Source organism: Sphaerisporangium sp. B11E5, from assembly GCF_039871875.1.
Taxonomy (GTDB): domain Bacteria; phylum Actinomycetota; class Actinomycetes; order Streptosporangiales; family Streptosporangiaceae; genus Sphaerisporangium.
Genome location: NZ_JBDPMD010000024.1, coordinates 101,254 through 114,343 on the forward strand (window position 1 = coordinate 101,254; position 13,090 = coordinate 114,343).

10 protein-coding genes are annotated in these 13,090 nt (G+C 70.4%); 4 read left to right on the top strand and 6 right to left on the bottom strand.

The genetic code is table 11. The features are described from left to right. The first annotated feature begins 76 nt into the window (after positions 1-76). The gene (locus tag ABGB17_RS21840) at positions 77-928 is read left to right on the top strand and encodes an STAS domain-containing protein (protein WP_347632382.1); all 852 of its coding nucleotides are present in this window, start codon (positions 77-79) and stop codon (positions 926-928) included. Here ABGB17_RS21840 and ABGB17_RS21845 read toward each other — a convergent pair. Next, on the bottom strand, positions 903-2,444 hold the full coding sequence (locus ABGB17_RS21845) for a glycosyl hydrolase family 18 protein (protein ID WP_347632384.1): 1,542 nt from the start codon (positions 2,442-2,444) through the stop codon (positions 903-905). The genes ABGB17_RS21840 and ABGB17_RS21845 overlap by 26 nt on opposite strands. A 114-nt stretch (positions 2,445-2,558) precedes the next feature. Between ABGB17_RS21845 and ABGB17_RS21850 the strand changes: the two genes are divergently transcribed. Together ABGB17_RS21850 and ABGB17_RS21855 are read left to right on the top strand one after the other, a co-directional pair. After that, positions 2,559-3,770, top strand: coding sequence for an acyltransferase (locus tag ABGB17_RS21850; RefSeq protein WP_347632386.1), 1,212 nt, complete (start codon positions 2,559-2,561; stop codon positions 3,768-3,770). A gap of 507 nt (positions 3,771-4,277) precedes the next feature. Then, positions 4,278-6,383 (top strand): family 43 glycosylhydrolase, encoded by a 2,106-nt coding sequence (locus tag ABGB17_RS21855; protein WP_347632388.1) that lies wholly within the window; start codon positions 4,278-4,280, stop codon positions 6,381-6,383. 52 nt (positions 6,384-6,435) lie between these two features. On the opposite strand, the gene ABGB17_RS21860 is transcribed toward ABGB17_RS21855, so the two are convergent. From ABGB17_RS21860 to ABGB17_RS21880, 5 genes are read right to left on the bottom strand one after another with little or no spacing between them, the layout of a single operon-like run. Continuing rightward, positions 6,436-7,560 carry a glycoside hydrolase family 68 protein gene (locus ABGB17_RS21860; protein ID WP_347632390.1) on the bottom strand — a complete coding sequence of 375 codons (1,125 nt, stop codon included), beginning with the start codon at positions 7,558-7,560 and terminating at the stop codon, positions 6,436-6,438. Then, positions 7,557-8,447, bottom strand: coding sequence for an ROK family protein (locus ABGB17_RS21865; RefSeq protein WP_347632391.1), 891 nt, complete (start codon positions 8,445-8,447; stop codon positions 7,557-7,559). The genes ABGB17_RS21860 and ABGB17_RS21865 overlap by 4 nt, the downstream gene beginning before the upstream one ends. After that, positions 8,447-9,271 carry a carbohydrate ABC transporter permease gene (locus ABGB17_RS21870; protein WP_347632393.1) on the bottom strand — a complete coding sequence of 275 codons (825 nt, stop codon included), beginning with the start codon at positions 9,269-9,271 and terminating at the stop codon, positions 8,447-8,449. The genes ABGB17_RS21865 and ABGB17_RS21870 overlap by 1 nt, the downstream gene beginning before the upstream one ends. After that, on the bottom strand, positions 9,268-10,224 hold the full coding sequence (locus ABGB17_RS21875) for a sugar ABC transporter permease (RefSeq protein ID WP_347632395.1): 957 nt from the start codon (positions 10,222-10,224) through the stop codon (positions 9,268-9,270). The genes ABGB17_RS21870 and ABGB17_RS21875 overlap by 4 nt, the downstream gene beginning before the upstream one ends. Before the next feature lie 6 nt (positions 10,225-10,230). Then, complete coding sequence (locus ABGB17_RS21880) at positions 10,231-11,595, bottom strand: hypothetical protein (protein WP_347632397.1); 1,365 nt, start codon at positions 11,593-11,595, stop codon at positions 10,231-10,233. 150 nt (positions 11,596-11,745) lie between these two features. Between ABGB17_RS21880 and ABGB17_RS21885 the strand changes: the two genes are divergently transcribed. Beyond that, positions 11,746-12,804, top strand: coding sequence for a LacI family DNA-binding transcriptional regulator (locus ABGB17_RS21885; protein WP_347632399.1), 1,059 nt, complete (start codon positions 11,746-11,748; stop codon positions 12,802-12,804). Positions 12,805-13,090 lie beyond the last annotated feature (286 nt).

A 13,090-nucleotide genomic window follows, 5' to 3' on the forward strand; every position in this document is an offset into this window, starting at 1 on the left:
CGGACGCATAAAGTGAGAGCTGTCCCGCGGTGCTCCTTCGAGTCGGTTAGGGGGTACGACGCGCATGGACCTCTCGGTGAGGTTGGTCGACCAGAGGGGACGCTCCGCCACCGTCGCGATCACCGGCGAACTCGACGTCTCGGGCAGCGCCCTGGCGAAGGGTTTCCTGATGTCGCTGATCGGCGAGGGGTGCCTGCACCTGCTTGTCGACATGACCGACCTGCGCTTCTGCGACGTGGGGAGCGCCCGGGCCCTCGGTGACGTGCACGCGAGGCTGCGTGGGGAGAACGGCAACCTCATCGTGGTGAGCAACCCGCGGGTGGGCCGGATGCTCACCCTGGTGTGGCCCGGCGGCCCGCCCACCTACCCGAAGGTACTCATGCTGGACGTTCCTGAGCCGAACCTCCAGAGGACCGTCGCGGGTGCCGTCCTACCCGGCCGCCGCCACCATCCCCTGGTCCGCGGCCTAACCCGTCCACGGCCCGCGTCCCGGCGCCCCGCGCCGCCGCCGCCAGAGGCGCCTCTTCCCGCGCAGCCCCCGGCCGCGCCGTCCGCGCCCTCCCCGCCCGTGCCGTCCCCCCTCCTGGCGGTGGCGCGGGACACCGTGTCGGAGCGGCGGGCGGTGCTGGAACGATCGAGGCGGCTGCGGGAGCAGGCCGCCCGGCAGCTCATGGTCATGCGGCAGCAGGCGGAGCTCACCTGCAACGTCCTGACCGAGGTCCACGAACGCCTCGCCGCCCTGCACGAGACGTTGCGCGCCCGCCCGCGTCCCTGTGCCGCTCCCGCGCTTTCCCGCGACGGCGAGGATCACCACAGCCAGGCGGAGAAGTTCCGCCGCCACGCCGCCTCGTCGGCCGGACCCCGGGTGGGGGCCGCTCCGGCGGCCGGAGCGGCCCCGCATGTCACTGGCGGCCCTGAAGCGCCTTGACGTTGTCGCCGAACGTCCACTCGCGCGACCCGTCCCAGTTGACGGACCAGGTCATCAGGCCCTTGAGCCGGCCGCCGAAGGCGTTCCAGCTCTGGGACACCAGCGACGGCGCCATGTAGCCGCCGCCGGCTCCGCTCTGGGCGGGCAGTCCGGGCACCTGCTTGTCGTAGGGGACCCTGATCGTCGTTCCCTGGATGACCAGGCCGGTGTCCAGGCAGGTGGTCTGGGCGGTGAAGCCCTGCACCGTGCCCGCGGCGTAGGAGTCGCCTGAGCAGCCGTACATGCTGCCGTTGTAGTACTGCATGTTCAGCCACCACAGGCGGCCGTTGTCGGCGTACTTCTTGATGATCGGCAGGTACGCGCCCCAGATGGAGCCGTAGGTGACGCTGCCGCCGGTGACGTACGCCGTCTCGGGCGCCATGGTGAGGCCGAAGTTGGACGGCATCTGGGCGAGCACGCCGTCGATGACGCGGATGAGGTTGGCCTGCGACGTGGACAACTGGTTGATGGTGCCGCTGCCGGTGAGGCCGGTCTCGATGTCGATGTCGATGCCGTCGAAGTTGTACCGCTTGAGTATCGGCACGACGGTGGCGACGAAGCGGTCGGCGACGGCGCCGGAGCTCAGGTCGATGCCGGCGGTCGCCCCGCCGATGGACATCAGGATCGTCGCCCCGGCGGCCTTGGCCTGGCACATCTCGGCGGGGGTGGCGACCCGGACGGTGGCGTCCATGCCGTCCTCCCACAACACGGTGCCGTCGGAGCGGATGACAGGGAACGCCGCGTTGATCACGTTGTAGCCGTGCTGCCTGATGCGCGGGTCGGTGATCGGGATCCAGCCGAGCGGCGGGTGCACGCCGTTGGACGCGCCGTCCCAGTTCTCCCAGTACCCCTGCAGGACCTTCCCGCCCGGTCGCGACTTCACCGCGCAGGTGCTTCCCGTCGGCGTAGGCGTCGGGGTGGGTGTCACGGTCGGCGTCGGCGTGGGGGTCCGGGTGGGGGTGGCGGTGGGTGTCGGCGTGGGGGTGCCCGGGGGCGTGCCGGGGCCGTCGAAGCTGACGTCGTCGGCGTAGTAGGTGCCCTGGCCGTACCACCCGTGCAGGTAGATCTGCGCGCTGGTCTGGCCCGCCGCGGTGGTGAAGGCGACGGTGAGCCGCGTGTACGCCGCCGCCGACGTCCACGTGGACCCGCCGCCGTTCACGCCGAGGTACACGTGGTTGCCCCGCACCCAAGCGGTCAGGCTGTAGGCGGTGCTCGGCTGCACGGTCACCGTCTGCGTGCACCGGGCGTTGTCGGACGCGCTCGCCGCTCCGGCGAGCGCCCGGGCTCCCGAGCGGACCGGCGAGCTCACCACGGACCCCAGCCCGCCCGTGCAGGACCACGGCGAGAGGGACCCGCTCTCGAAGCCCGGGTTGGCCAGGAGGTTGGCGGCCTGGGCCGACGTCTGCACGACGAGGACCCCGAGGAGCGCCAGCGACAACGCGACGGCCGTCGCCGGCAGACGGAGGGTTCGTTCCATGACGTCGGCCCTTCTGTCGCGCCTTACTTATAGGAAAGTTTCCTAAGAGTGTCGTGATCGTAGCTCCGCCGGCAATGTCGTACAAGGCCCAAAACCGGAGGTTAACCTCAAGTCATGGGAATCACGCCTCCGGAGACGACGGAGCGGCGGCCGGAGCTCGACGCGATCCGCACCCTGGTGGTGCTCGGGCTCGTGTTCTTCCACTCGGCGCTGGTGTTCGACACCCGGGACGACTTCTACGTCAAGAACGCCGAGACCACCGACCTCACGACGAGCGTCGCGGCGATCACGGCGGTGTGGGCGATGCCGGCGCTCTTCCTCATCGCCGGGCTCGGCTCGTGGCACTCGTTGCGCCGCTCGGGCCCGGGCGGGTTCGCCGTCAAGCGCCTGCTGCGGCTCGGCCTGCCGCTGCTGGTGGGCACGGTCACGATCGTCCCGATCCCCCAGTGGCTGCGGCTGCGGGCCGACCCGGCGTACCACGAGTCGTACCTCGCCTTCCTGCCCCGGTTCTTCGACGTGCGCCTCGACCTCCCGGACTTCCCGTTCGTGCTTTCCGGGGAGCACTTCGAGACCGGGCACCTGTGGTTCCTGGTCCTGCTGCTGGCGTTCTCCCTCATGCTGGCGCCCGGGGCGCGCCTGTTCCCCCGGGAGCGCGCCGGCCGGGTCCGCGAGGCGCTGGCCCGGGTGGCGGAGCGGCGTGGCGGGGCACTGCTCCCGGCGGTGCCGGTCGCGGCGGTCAGCGCGGCGGCGGGCCTTGAGGAGGGGTTCGCCGCGTGGCACCGCTGGGCGTACCTGCTGTTCTTCCTGTACGGCTTCGTGCTCGCCTCCGACGAGCGGTTCCGCGTGGCGATGCGCCGCGACGCGGTGGCGGCCGGCGTGCTCGCCCTGGTGCTGTTCCCCGTCGGGATGGTCGCGTTCCTGACCGCCGCCGGAGTGCCGGGCGCCGACCCGTTCACCGACCCGGACCCGCTCGCCACCGCCGCACGCGCCCTGTACGGCGCCACCGGCTGGTTCCTGGTCGTCGCCGTCATCGGCCTGCTCGACCGCCGCCGCCGGGCGCCGCGTGAGGACGTCCCCGACGGCGCGGGCCGGAAGGTGTACGCCTACCTCGCCGTCGCGGCCCTGCCGCTGTACGTCCTGCACCAGCCGATCGTCGTCGCGGTCGCGTACGGCGTGGTGCGGTGGAGCGCGCCGATCGCCGTCAAGTACGCCGTCATCGTCACCGTGTCGCTGGCCCTGACGGTCGCGGCCTACGAACTGCTGGTCCGCCGCACCCGGGCCACCCGCGCCCTGTTCGGGGTGCCGGGAAGCCGGGCGAGGTCCTGAGCCCCGGGCCCGGCTCCCGGCGTGTGTGCCGCCTATGACGGACGAAGGGCGCATATCTCCCGGTCAGCCGGAGATATGCGCCCTCGGAACCGTGCCACGGTCGCCAGACGTCGGACGACGTGGTGAGGTTGACGCCGGCCGGATCGGCCGGGTGGTTGTCTTCTGCCGTGCTCCACCTTTCGCGGGCTCGCACGTGGCGCGTGCGAGCCCGCGGAAGATGCCAGTGGAGGAATGGACAAGATCGTGAGCCGCCCTTGTGACCGCTAACATAGATTTCTCGTCAACAGGCCCGCAAGACCAGGGATTCGCTCCGGTGAGCGCCGTACGCGCCGCGCGGGGAACGAGCTCGCAAAAAGCGAGCTTTAGCTGGGGAAATGTCAGGGAAGCCGTTCGGGGCGCGGATCGGCCGACATGACCATGACATGAATGTTTCGTCTTGACTACGGAACTGTTATCGCTCACAGTCATGTATCGAGCCGCCCCACCCCCCAACTCCAAAGGAGAATCATGATTCCCATTGGTGTGCCCTGGCGGGCGGTGCCCAGGCGGCGAAGTCTGTGGTCGCGGGTCGCCGCCGTCGTCGTCGCGATGCTGCTGGCCGGCACCGCCGCGGCGGTGAACACCTCGACCGCCTCGGCGGCGACCGTCGACACCAACGCCTGGTACGTGCTGGTCAACCGCAACAGCGGCAAGGCCCTGGACGTGTACAACATGTCGACCGCCGACGGTGCTCGTATCACTCAGTGGACGCGTAACGACGGCACCAACCAGCAGTGGCAGTTCGTCGACTCCGGTGGCGGCTACTACCGGCTGAAGTCCCGTCTGTCGGGCAAGGTGCTCGACGTCTACAACTTCTCCACCGCCAACGGCGCGGCCATCGTGCAGTGGACCGACGGCAACGGCACCAACCAGCAGTTCCGCCTGGCCGACTCGGCCGGCGGGTACGTGCGGCTGATCAACCGCAACAGCAACAAGGCCGTCGAGGTCCAGAGTGCGTCCACCGCCGACGGCGGCAACATCGTGCAGTACGACGACTGGGGCGGCAACAACCAGCAGTGGCAGCTCGTCCAGGTCGGCGGCGGCAACCCCACGCCGACGCCGACGCCGACCGGTGGTGGCGGCACCTACAACAACCCGGTGGTCTGGCAGGACTTCCCCGACGTCGACATCATCCGGGTCGGCGACGCCTACTACATGTCGTCCTCGACCTTCCACTACTCGCCGGGCGCGCCGATCCTGCGCTCCTACGACCTGGTGAACTGGGAGTTCGCGGGCCACTCGGTGCCGACGCTGGACTTCGGCAACAAGTACAGCCTGGTCGGCGACCGCGCCTACGTCGACGGCATCTGGGCCTCGGCCTTCGGGTACCGCCAGAGCAACAACCAGTTCTACTGGATCGGCTGCATCGACTTCGCCCGGACGCACGTCTACTCCTCCTCGTCGGTCGAGGGCGGGTGGCAGCGTCGTGCGACCATCAACAACTGCTACTACGACGCGGGCCTGCTCGTGGACGACAACGACACCATGTACGTCGCCTACGGCAACTCGAACATCAGCGTCGCCCAGCTCTCCGCCGACGGCACGAGCCAGGTGCGGACGCAGCAGGTGTTCACCACGCCGTCCAGCGTGGGGACGCTGGAGGGGGCGCGCTTCTACAAGCGCAACGGGGCCTACTACATCTGGCTCACCCGCCCCGCCAACGGCCAGTACGTCCTGAAGTCCACCAACGGCCCGTTCGGCCCGTACGAGATGCGCCAGGTGCTGCTCAACATGCAGGGCCCCATCTCCGGCGGCGGCGTGCCGCACCAGGGCGGGCTCGTGCAGACGCAGACCGGCGCCTGGTACTACATGGCGTTCGTCGACGCCTACCCCGGTGGCCGGGTGCCCGCCATGGCTCCGATCACCTGGACGGCCGACGGCTGGCCGGTCGTGACGACCGTCAACGGCGCCTGGGGCGCCACCTACCCGCGCCCGAACCTGCCCACACGCCAGGTCAAGCCGCTGACCGGCACCGACACCTTCTCCGGCACGGCGCTCGGGCCGCAGTGGGAGTGGAACCACAACCCCGACACCACCAAGTACTCGGTGAACAACGGCCTGACCCTGCAGACCGCCACCGTCACCAACGACCTCTACAACGCACGCAACACCCTGACCCACCGCACGCAGGGACCGTCCTCCACGGCCACCATCGAGCTGGACTACTCCACGATGCGCGACGGTGACCGCACAGGTCTCGCGATCCTGCGCGACTCCTCGGCCTGGATCGGGGTCAGACGTGACAACGGCGCCACCCGTGTGGTGATGACCAACGGCCTGAGCATGAACAGCAGTTGGAACACCACAAGTACCGGGACCGAGGTCGCGTCCGCGGCTGTCTCGGGCGGCCGGATCTGGCTGCGTGCCAACGCCGACATCCGGCCGGGAACCGGCAGGCAGGCCCGCTTCTCCTACAGCACCGACGGGGTGAACTTCACCTCGTTCGGCTCGGCGATGACCCTGGGCAACGCCTGGCAGTTCTTCCCGGGCCACCGGTTCGGCATCTTCAACTACGCCACCCAGGCCCTCGGCGGCGCCGTCACCGTGCGGAAGTTCGACCTGACGACGCCCTGACCCCCCGATCGTGGTGACCGGCGGCTGTGTTTTCCGGAACGGCCGCCGGTCGTCACACCACCGAGGTGCTCAGCCCGTCCAGTGCGAGCTTGAGCACCGGCGCGACCGTCCCGCCGAAGGCCGCACGGGCTTCCGGCGTGGCGGCCTCGCGTGGGTCCACGGCGCCGGAGAAGCGGTAGTTGAGGAAACTCACCACCCGCAGATCGCTCAGCACCAGCCAGGCGTACGCCAGGTCGGGGTGCTCGGGCGGGTTCCCGAGCACCAGCCCGCTGCCGTTGAGCGGCTCGTACGGCCCGGTGAGCGCCGGCGCGGCGAAGCCGTACAGGCCGGTGGGCGCGGCGTCGCGCGGGTGGAAGTTGTGGCGATGGGTCACGAAGAACAGGTAGTACGTCGAGTCCTGCACGACGATGTGCGGCCGCTCGATCTCATGGTTGATCCCCTCGGCCACCAGCAGCGGCGGCCCGAGCGACCAGCCGCCTGGCCGGGCGCCGGCGAGTGCGATCGCCCCCATGAACCCGCCGTCCCACGGGACCGAAGCGGCGATCAGGAGGTGTTCGCGCCCGTCGGCGGGGTCGCGGAACCAGCCGGGGTCACGGAAGGCACGGATACGGCCGGGCGCCCCCTCCACCTCGTCGGCCGGCAGGTACGTGCCGCCGTTCGAGCGCAGGATCTCCTGGTGCGCCACGTCCCGGTCCAGGCTCACCCGGCCGTCCGCGGTGAGCAGCCGGGGCCGGGCCTCCACGACGCGCTGGGAGAACGTCTGCCATGGCTCGCCGCGCCGGCCCGCCGCGGTGTAGAACACCGAGACGGTGCCGTCCGGTCTGCGCACCGCCGACCCCGACCACTCGCGGCTCCCCAGGGACGCGCCGTCGGCGAACACGTGCCCGAGGTCCGTCCAGCCGTCGGCGTCCCTGCCGAGCAGGTGGAGCCGGGCGTGGCCGTGGCGCTCCTCGGGGTGCCCGGCGGCGGGCGCCGACAACGTCATCCACAACTCCTGGCCGAGCACGGTGGACGGCGAGCCGTCCTCCTCCTGGACCGGCCACAGGTCCCACACGTCGTCGTGCGGCAGCACACGCGGCGCGGGCCAGTCGGTCACGGCCGGCACGGTCGTCGCGGCGCTGCCGGTGAGCAGGCCGAGGTGCCGCCGCGTCCACCGCGCCGGCCTGATGTCGTTCACGCGGTCTCCTCGGCGTGGCGCAGCGCGTCCCGTGCCAGCTCGACGGCGCCGGTGACGCCGGAGCGGTCGCCGAGGGACGGCGCGACCAGGTAGCAGTCGAGCGTTGGCGCCTCCGGGTACCCGGCGGCGAGCGCGGCCACACGTTCCCGCACCCGGGCGAGCAGACCGGGGCGCTTGGCGACACCGCCGCCCACGATGACGCGCTCGGGCGACAGCGCGTACGTCAGGTTGACGACGGCCAGGGCCAGGTAGCCGGCTTCGAGCTCCCAGGCCGCCGCGTCGTCCAGCTCTTCGGGCGGGCGCCCCCACCTGCGGCGCATCGCCGCGCCGGACGCGAGCCCTTCCAGGCAGTCCCCGTGGTAGGGGCAACTCCCGGGGAACGGGTCGGCGGGGTCGCGGGGCACGCGGGTGTGCCCGAACTCGGGGTGCAGCAGGCCGTGCAGCGGCCGTCCGCCCACCATGGCGCCCACGCCGATGCCGGTGCCGACCGTCATGTACGCGAACGTGCCGAGCCCCGCCCCGGCGCCGTGCCGCCACTCGCCGAGCGCGGCGGCGTTGACGTCGGTGTCCAGGCCGACCGGGACGTCGAGCGCGGTGCGCAGCGGCGAGACGACGTCGGTGTACGCCCACCCCGGCTTGGGGGTCTTCGTGATGTGGCCGTAGGCGGGCGAGTCCCTGCGCAGGTCGACCGGGCCGAACGTGCCGACGCCGATCGCCGCCGGCGGCTCGTGCCGCCGGAAGAAGCGGACGGCGGCCCCGAGGGTCTCCGCGGGGGTCGTCGTGGGGATCGTCTCGGTGGCGAGCAGGTGGCCGCCGGGGTCCGCGACCGCGCAGACCCACTTGGTGCCGCCCGCCTCGATCGCGCCGTAAACGGTGGTGTCGTCCATCAGCCCTTCAGGGAACCTTGCAGCAGAGCCGTGACGAACCGGCGCTGGAAGACGAGGAAGATCAGCAGCGTGGGGGCCAGGATGAGCAGCGACCCCGCGCACAGCAGCGGGATGTCGGTGCCCCACTGCCCCTGGAAGGCGCCGAGCGCGCCGGACATCGTGCGCTTCAGCGGGTCGTCGACCAGCACGATGGCCAGGAGGAACTGGTTCCAGGTCCACAGGAACAACAGGATGGCCAGGGACGAGATCGCCGGCATGGCCAGCGGCACGTGCACCCGCCAGAACAGTTGCCACACGTTCGCCCCGTCGATCCGCGCGCTCTCCGACAGCTCCTCGGGCATGTTCACGAAGTGCGCCCGCATCCAGAACACCGAGAACGGCATGAACAGCCCGATCAGCGGCAGGATGATGGCCCAGCGGGTGTTCAGCAGCCCCATGTCGCGCACCTGGTAGTACAGCGGGGTGATGATGCCCTCGAACGGCAGCGTCAGGCCGAGCACGAACGCGACGAACACCACGTTGCGCCCGGCCGTCCGCAGGTGGCCGATGGCGAAGCCGGCCATGGTGGCGATCACCAGCGAGATCGGGACCACGCCGAGCACGATGAGTGTGCTCGACTTCAGCAGCTCGCCCATCCGCGCGGCCTGGAACGCCTGGAGGAAGTTCCCCCAGTGCGGGTCGCTGGGCCAGCGCAGGCCCGGCGGGTACGTGCCAGGGGGGTGCAGGGCCGTGACGAACAGGCTGAGGAACGGCAGCAGGGTGATCGCCATCAGCAGGACGAGGAGGACCCTTCCGGTCCACGCCTCCCGGCGTGCAGTGATCACGACTTCCTGTCCCTGGTGAGCCGTTGGATGGGGAGCGCGACGGCGATGACGAGCACCATGAGCACCACGGCCAGCGCCGACGCGACGCCCACCTGCCGTTCCGAGAAGGCCAGGTAGTAGATCTCCAGGCCGGGGACCATGGTCGCGTTGCCCGGGCCGCCCTGCGTCGAGATGTAGACGATGTCGAAGCTCGCGAGGGCCGCGATGACGGTCACCGTCACGCAGACGGCGATCTCCTGCCGAAGGCTCGGCAGGGTGATCGAGAGGAACTCGCGCAGCGGCCCCGCGCCGTCCAGCCGGGCGGCCTCGTAGAGCGCCGGGTCGATCTTGCTCATGCCCGCCAGCAGCAGGAGCGTGCACAGGCCGAGCAGCACCCACGCGCCGATGACGCCGACCGCGGGCAGGGCGGTCGAGAAGTCGCCCAGCCAGGCCCGCGTCACCCCGCCGAGGCCGACGAGCGTGAGCAACTGGTTGATCACGCCGGTGGAGGACAGCAGCCAGCTCCAGGCGATGCCGGCCGCGACGAGCGGGATGACCTGCGGCAGGAAGATGACGGTCCGCGCCACGAGGGCCAGCCTGCTCGTCGCGATGCGCCGGATCGTCGAGGCGATCGCGAGGCCCAGCACGACGGGGATGGCGCTGAAGAACACGATCAGCTTGACGGCGTTCAGGATGGAGGCGAACAGGTCGGGATCGGTGAACACCTTCACGTAGTTGCCGAACCCGGCCCAGGTGGACGGCCCGATGCCGTCCCACGTGTACAACGAGTACTGCAGGGTCAGGGTGATCGGCCGCAGCACGAACACCGCGTAGAACGCGAGCGCGGGGAGGATGAAAAGCCAGCCGACGAGGCCCGGCCCGCGGAGCCCCCCACGCCGTGAGGGGGTCCGCTTCGCCGGTCCGGGCCGGCTCTCGGCGAGATCGATCGCTGTTTCGGGAGTCGGCCCGGTCATGGGTACTCAGTTCCCCCCGGTCTGGCTCTGGTAGTCGCTCTGCACGGACTTCAGCATGCCGTCCGGGGTCTGCTCCCCGGCGGCCATCTTCTGCAGGTTCGGGGTCCAGCTCTTGGCGTAGATCGCGCCGGTGGCGTTGGCGATGAAGTCCATCGCGCCGTTGTCCTCGGCGATCTTCGCGCCGGCCGCGAGGGTGCTCTCGGTGACGGTGCCGGGCTTCACCGCCGGCATGTGCGCGTCGGCCGGGCCCATCGGGTGCGAGCCTCCGACCTCCACGGTGATGTCACGGGCCTTGGAGTCGGTGGCCACCCAGTTGAGGAAGAACGCCGCGCAGTCGGCGTTCTTGGCCCGCGCGCCGACGCCGAACGTGAGCGGGGCCGACATCGCGGCCAGCTTTCCGCCGTCCTGCGCGGACGGCATGAGGAAGAAGCCCACGTCGCCCGCCATCTGCTTGTCGAGGTTGCCCGACTCCCAGTCGCCGTTGAACATGAACAGGCCCTTGCCGTCGATGAAGCGGCTCATCATCGTCGCGTAGTCGACGGCGTTGACGTCCTTCCAGAAGTACCCGGCCTTGATCCACTTTTCGAGGTGCCCGGCGGCCTGGAGGTTGGACGGCGTGTCGATCGTGGCGCCCGGCTTCTGGAAGATCCAGTCGTTGATCGGGGCCGCGGGGCCGTACGCCGCCATGAGGTTCTGCAGCGGGAACGCGAGACCGCCGGTGGCGCCGCCGTTGAACTGCGCGATCGGATCGACCCCCGCGGCCTTGGCCTTGGCGAGCAGGTCGTCGAACTCCGCCAGCGTGGTGGGCGGGGCCGACATGCCGACCTTGGCGGCGAGCGTCTTGTTGTAGAAGACACCGGTCATGCTGAAGTTGAGGCCCATGGCGTACAGCGATCCCTCGCCGCGGGTCTTGCCGCCGGGGGCGAGGCGCATCTGCTGGAGCTGCGAGGCCGGCCACTTGTCCCAGCCGAACGCCTGCGCGTAGCCGTCCATGTTCTTCAGCAGGTTGTCCTTGACCAGCTCGGAGACCTGCGGGAGCCGCATGAGGTCCGGCGGGTCGTCCGCCAGCACGCGGGGCGCGTTCTGGGTGATCACCGCGAACTGGTCCTCGCGGATGTTCCACTTGACGTTCGGGTGCTGGGCCGAAAACTCTGTGGTGAGGGCCTTGGGCAGGGGGAACCCGGTCTCGAAGTAGGCGTTGAGCGTGACCGGTGCCGTGCCGCAGGCCGGGGCCGTCGAGGGAGAGGTGCCGGTGGTGGGTTCGGCCTGGGGGGCGTCGCTTCCGGGGGCGGCGCAGGCGGTGGCCAGCGTCCCTCCTATGACGGCCGCGAGCGCGGCTCCATGCCAGCGGGGGCGAACTCGACGCGACATCTGCGTCTCCTCCGTGCAATGGGACCGCCGACCTGCGTCAGATGTCCCGGACTTTGGTTGCTAAATCGTATTAGCAGTGCGATAGTCTCACCGTACGTCTCCGCCGATGTCAAGACCCCGTAATACGACCTGAACATTGGAGGTCCGCCGGTGAGCCCTCGCCGGGTCACGCTGGCCGATGTCGCCAAGGCCGCGGGTGTCTCCCCGACCACCGCGTCACTGGTGTTGTCGGGCCGTGGGCGTGAGATGCGCATCTCACAGGAGGTGGAGCAGCGCGTCCTGAAAGCGGCCGACGACTTACAGTACCGTCCGAATGCGGTGTCCGTGGGCCTGCGCACCGGCACGACCAGGACCATCGGCTTCGTGTCCGACACGGTCGCGACCTCACGGCTCGCCGGTGACATGATCAAAGGCGCGCTGGAGGCCGCGCGGGACCGGGGCGTGATGTTGTTCATCGGTGAGACCGAGGGCGACCCGGAGCTGGAGCGCCGCCTCCTGCAGGCCATGCACGACCGCCAGGTCGACGGCATCATCTTCGCCGCGATGTTCACAAGGACGATCAAGGTCCCCAAGGAGATAACCGCCGGCCCGGCCGTCCTGCTGAACGCGCTGCCGCGGCAGCCGTCGACGCTCCCGTCGGTCCTGCCCGACGAGATCGAGGCGGGACGCACCGCCGCCCGCGTGCTGCTCGAGGCCGGCCACCGCGACGGCATCCACCTGATCGGCGTCGGTCCCCGGCTGCGCGACGTGCCCCACGGCGGCGTCGCGGCCGTGGAACGGCTCACCGGCATCCGCGAGGTACTGACCGAGGCCGGCGTCAAGATCGCCGGCGGCCGGCGCTGCGCCGACTGGCAGCCGGAGTACGGCCTCGACGCCACCCGCTCGATCCTGGAGTCCGGCGTACCCCGGGCGTTGATCTGCTTCAACGACCGCATCGCCTTCGGCGCTTACCAAGCGCTGAGCGAACACGGCCTGCGCGTCCCCGAGGACGTCTCCGTCGTCTCCTTCGACGACCATCCTCTCGCCGCGTGGATGCGCCCCAAGCTCACCACGGTGGCACTCCCGCACTACGAACTGGGCAGGAAAGCCGTCGACGTCCTCTTCGCGGAAATAGGCCACCACCGCTCCGGAGTCGTCCGCGAGCCCGAGATCCACCGCGTCCCCATGCCCCTGCGCCCCCGCGACTCCGTCACCCCGCCCCCCGCCTGAGGCACCCACGGTCACCCGCTGACGTACGCGCAGAAGCGGCCCGTGGGTGAGTGGTCACCCACGGGCCGCGCGCTCTTCGGACGGCGACGTCCTCGAAGGTCGTTACGGGTCCGGCCGGAGGCGGGACCCGTACGACGGGCTCAGTACTGGCGGGAGGGGAGGGCTTCCTTGGCCTGCTCCTGGGTGAAGGTGGTCTCCTCGGTGACGACCCGGGTGGGCACGGTCTCGCCGGCGACGACCTTCTTGGCCAGGTCCATCAGTTGCGGGCCGAGCAGCGGGCTGCACT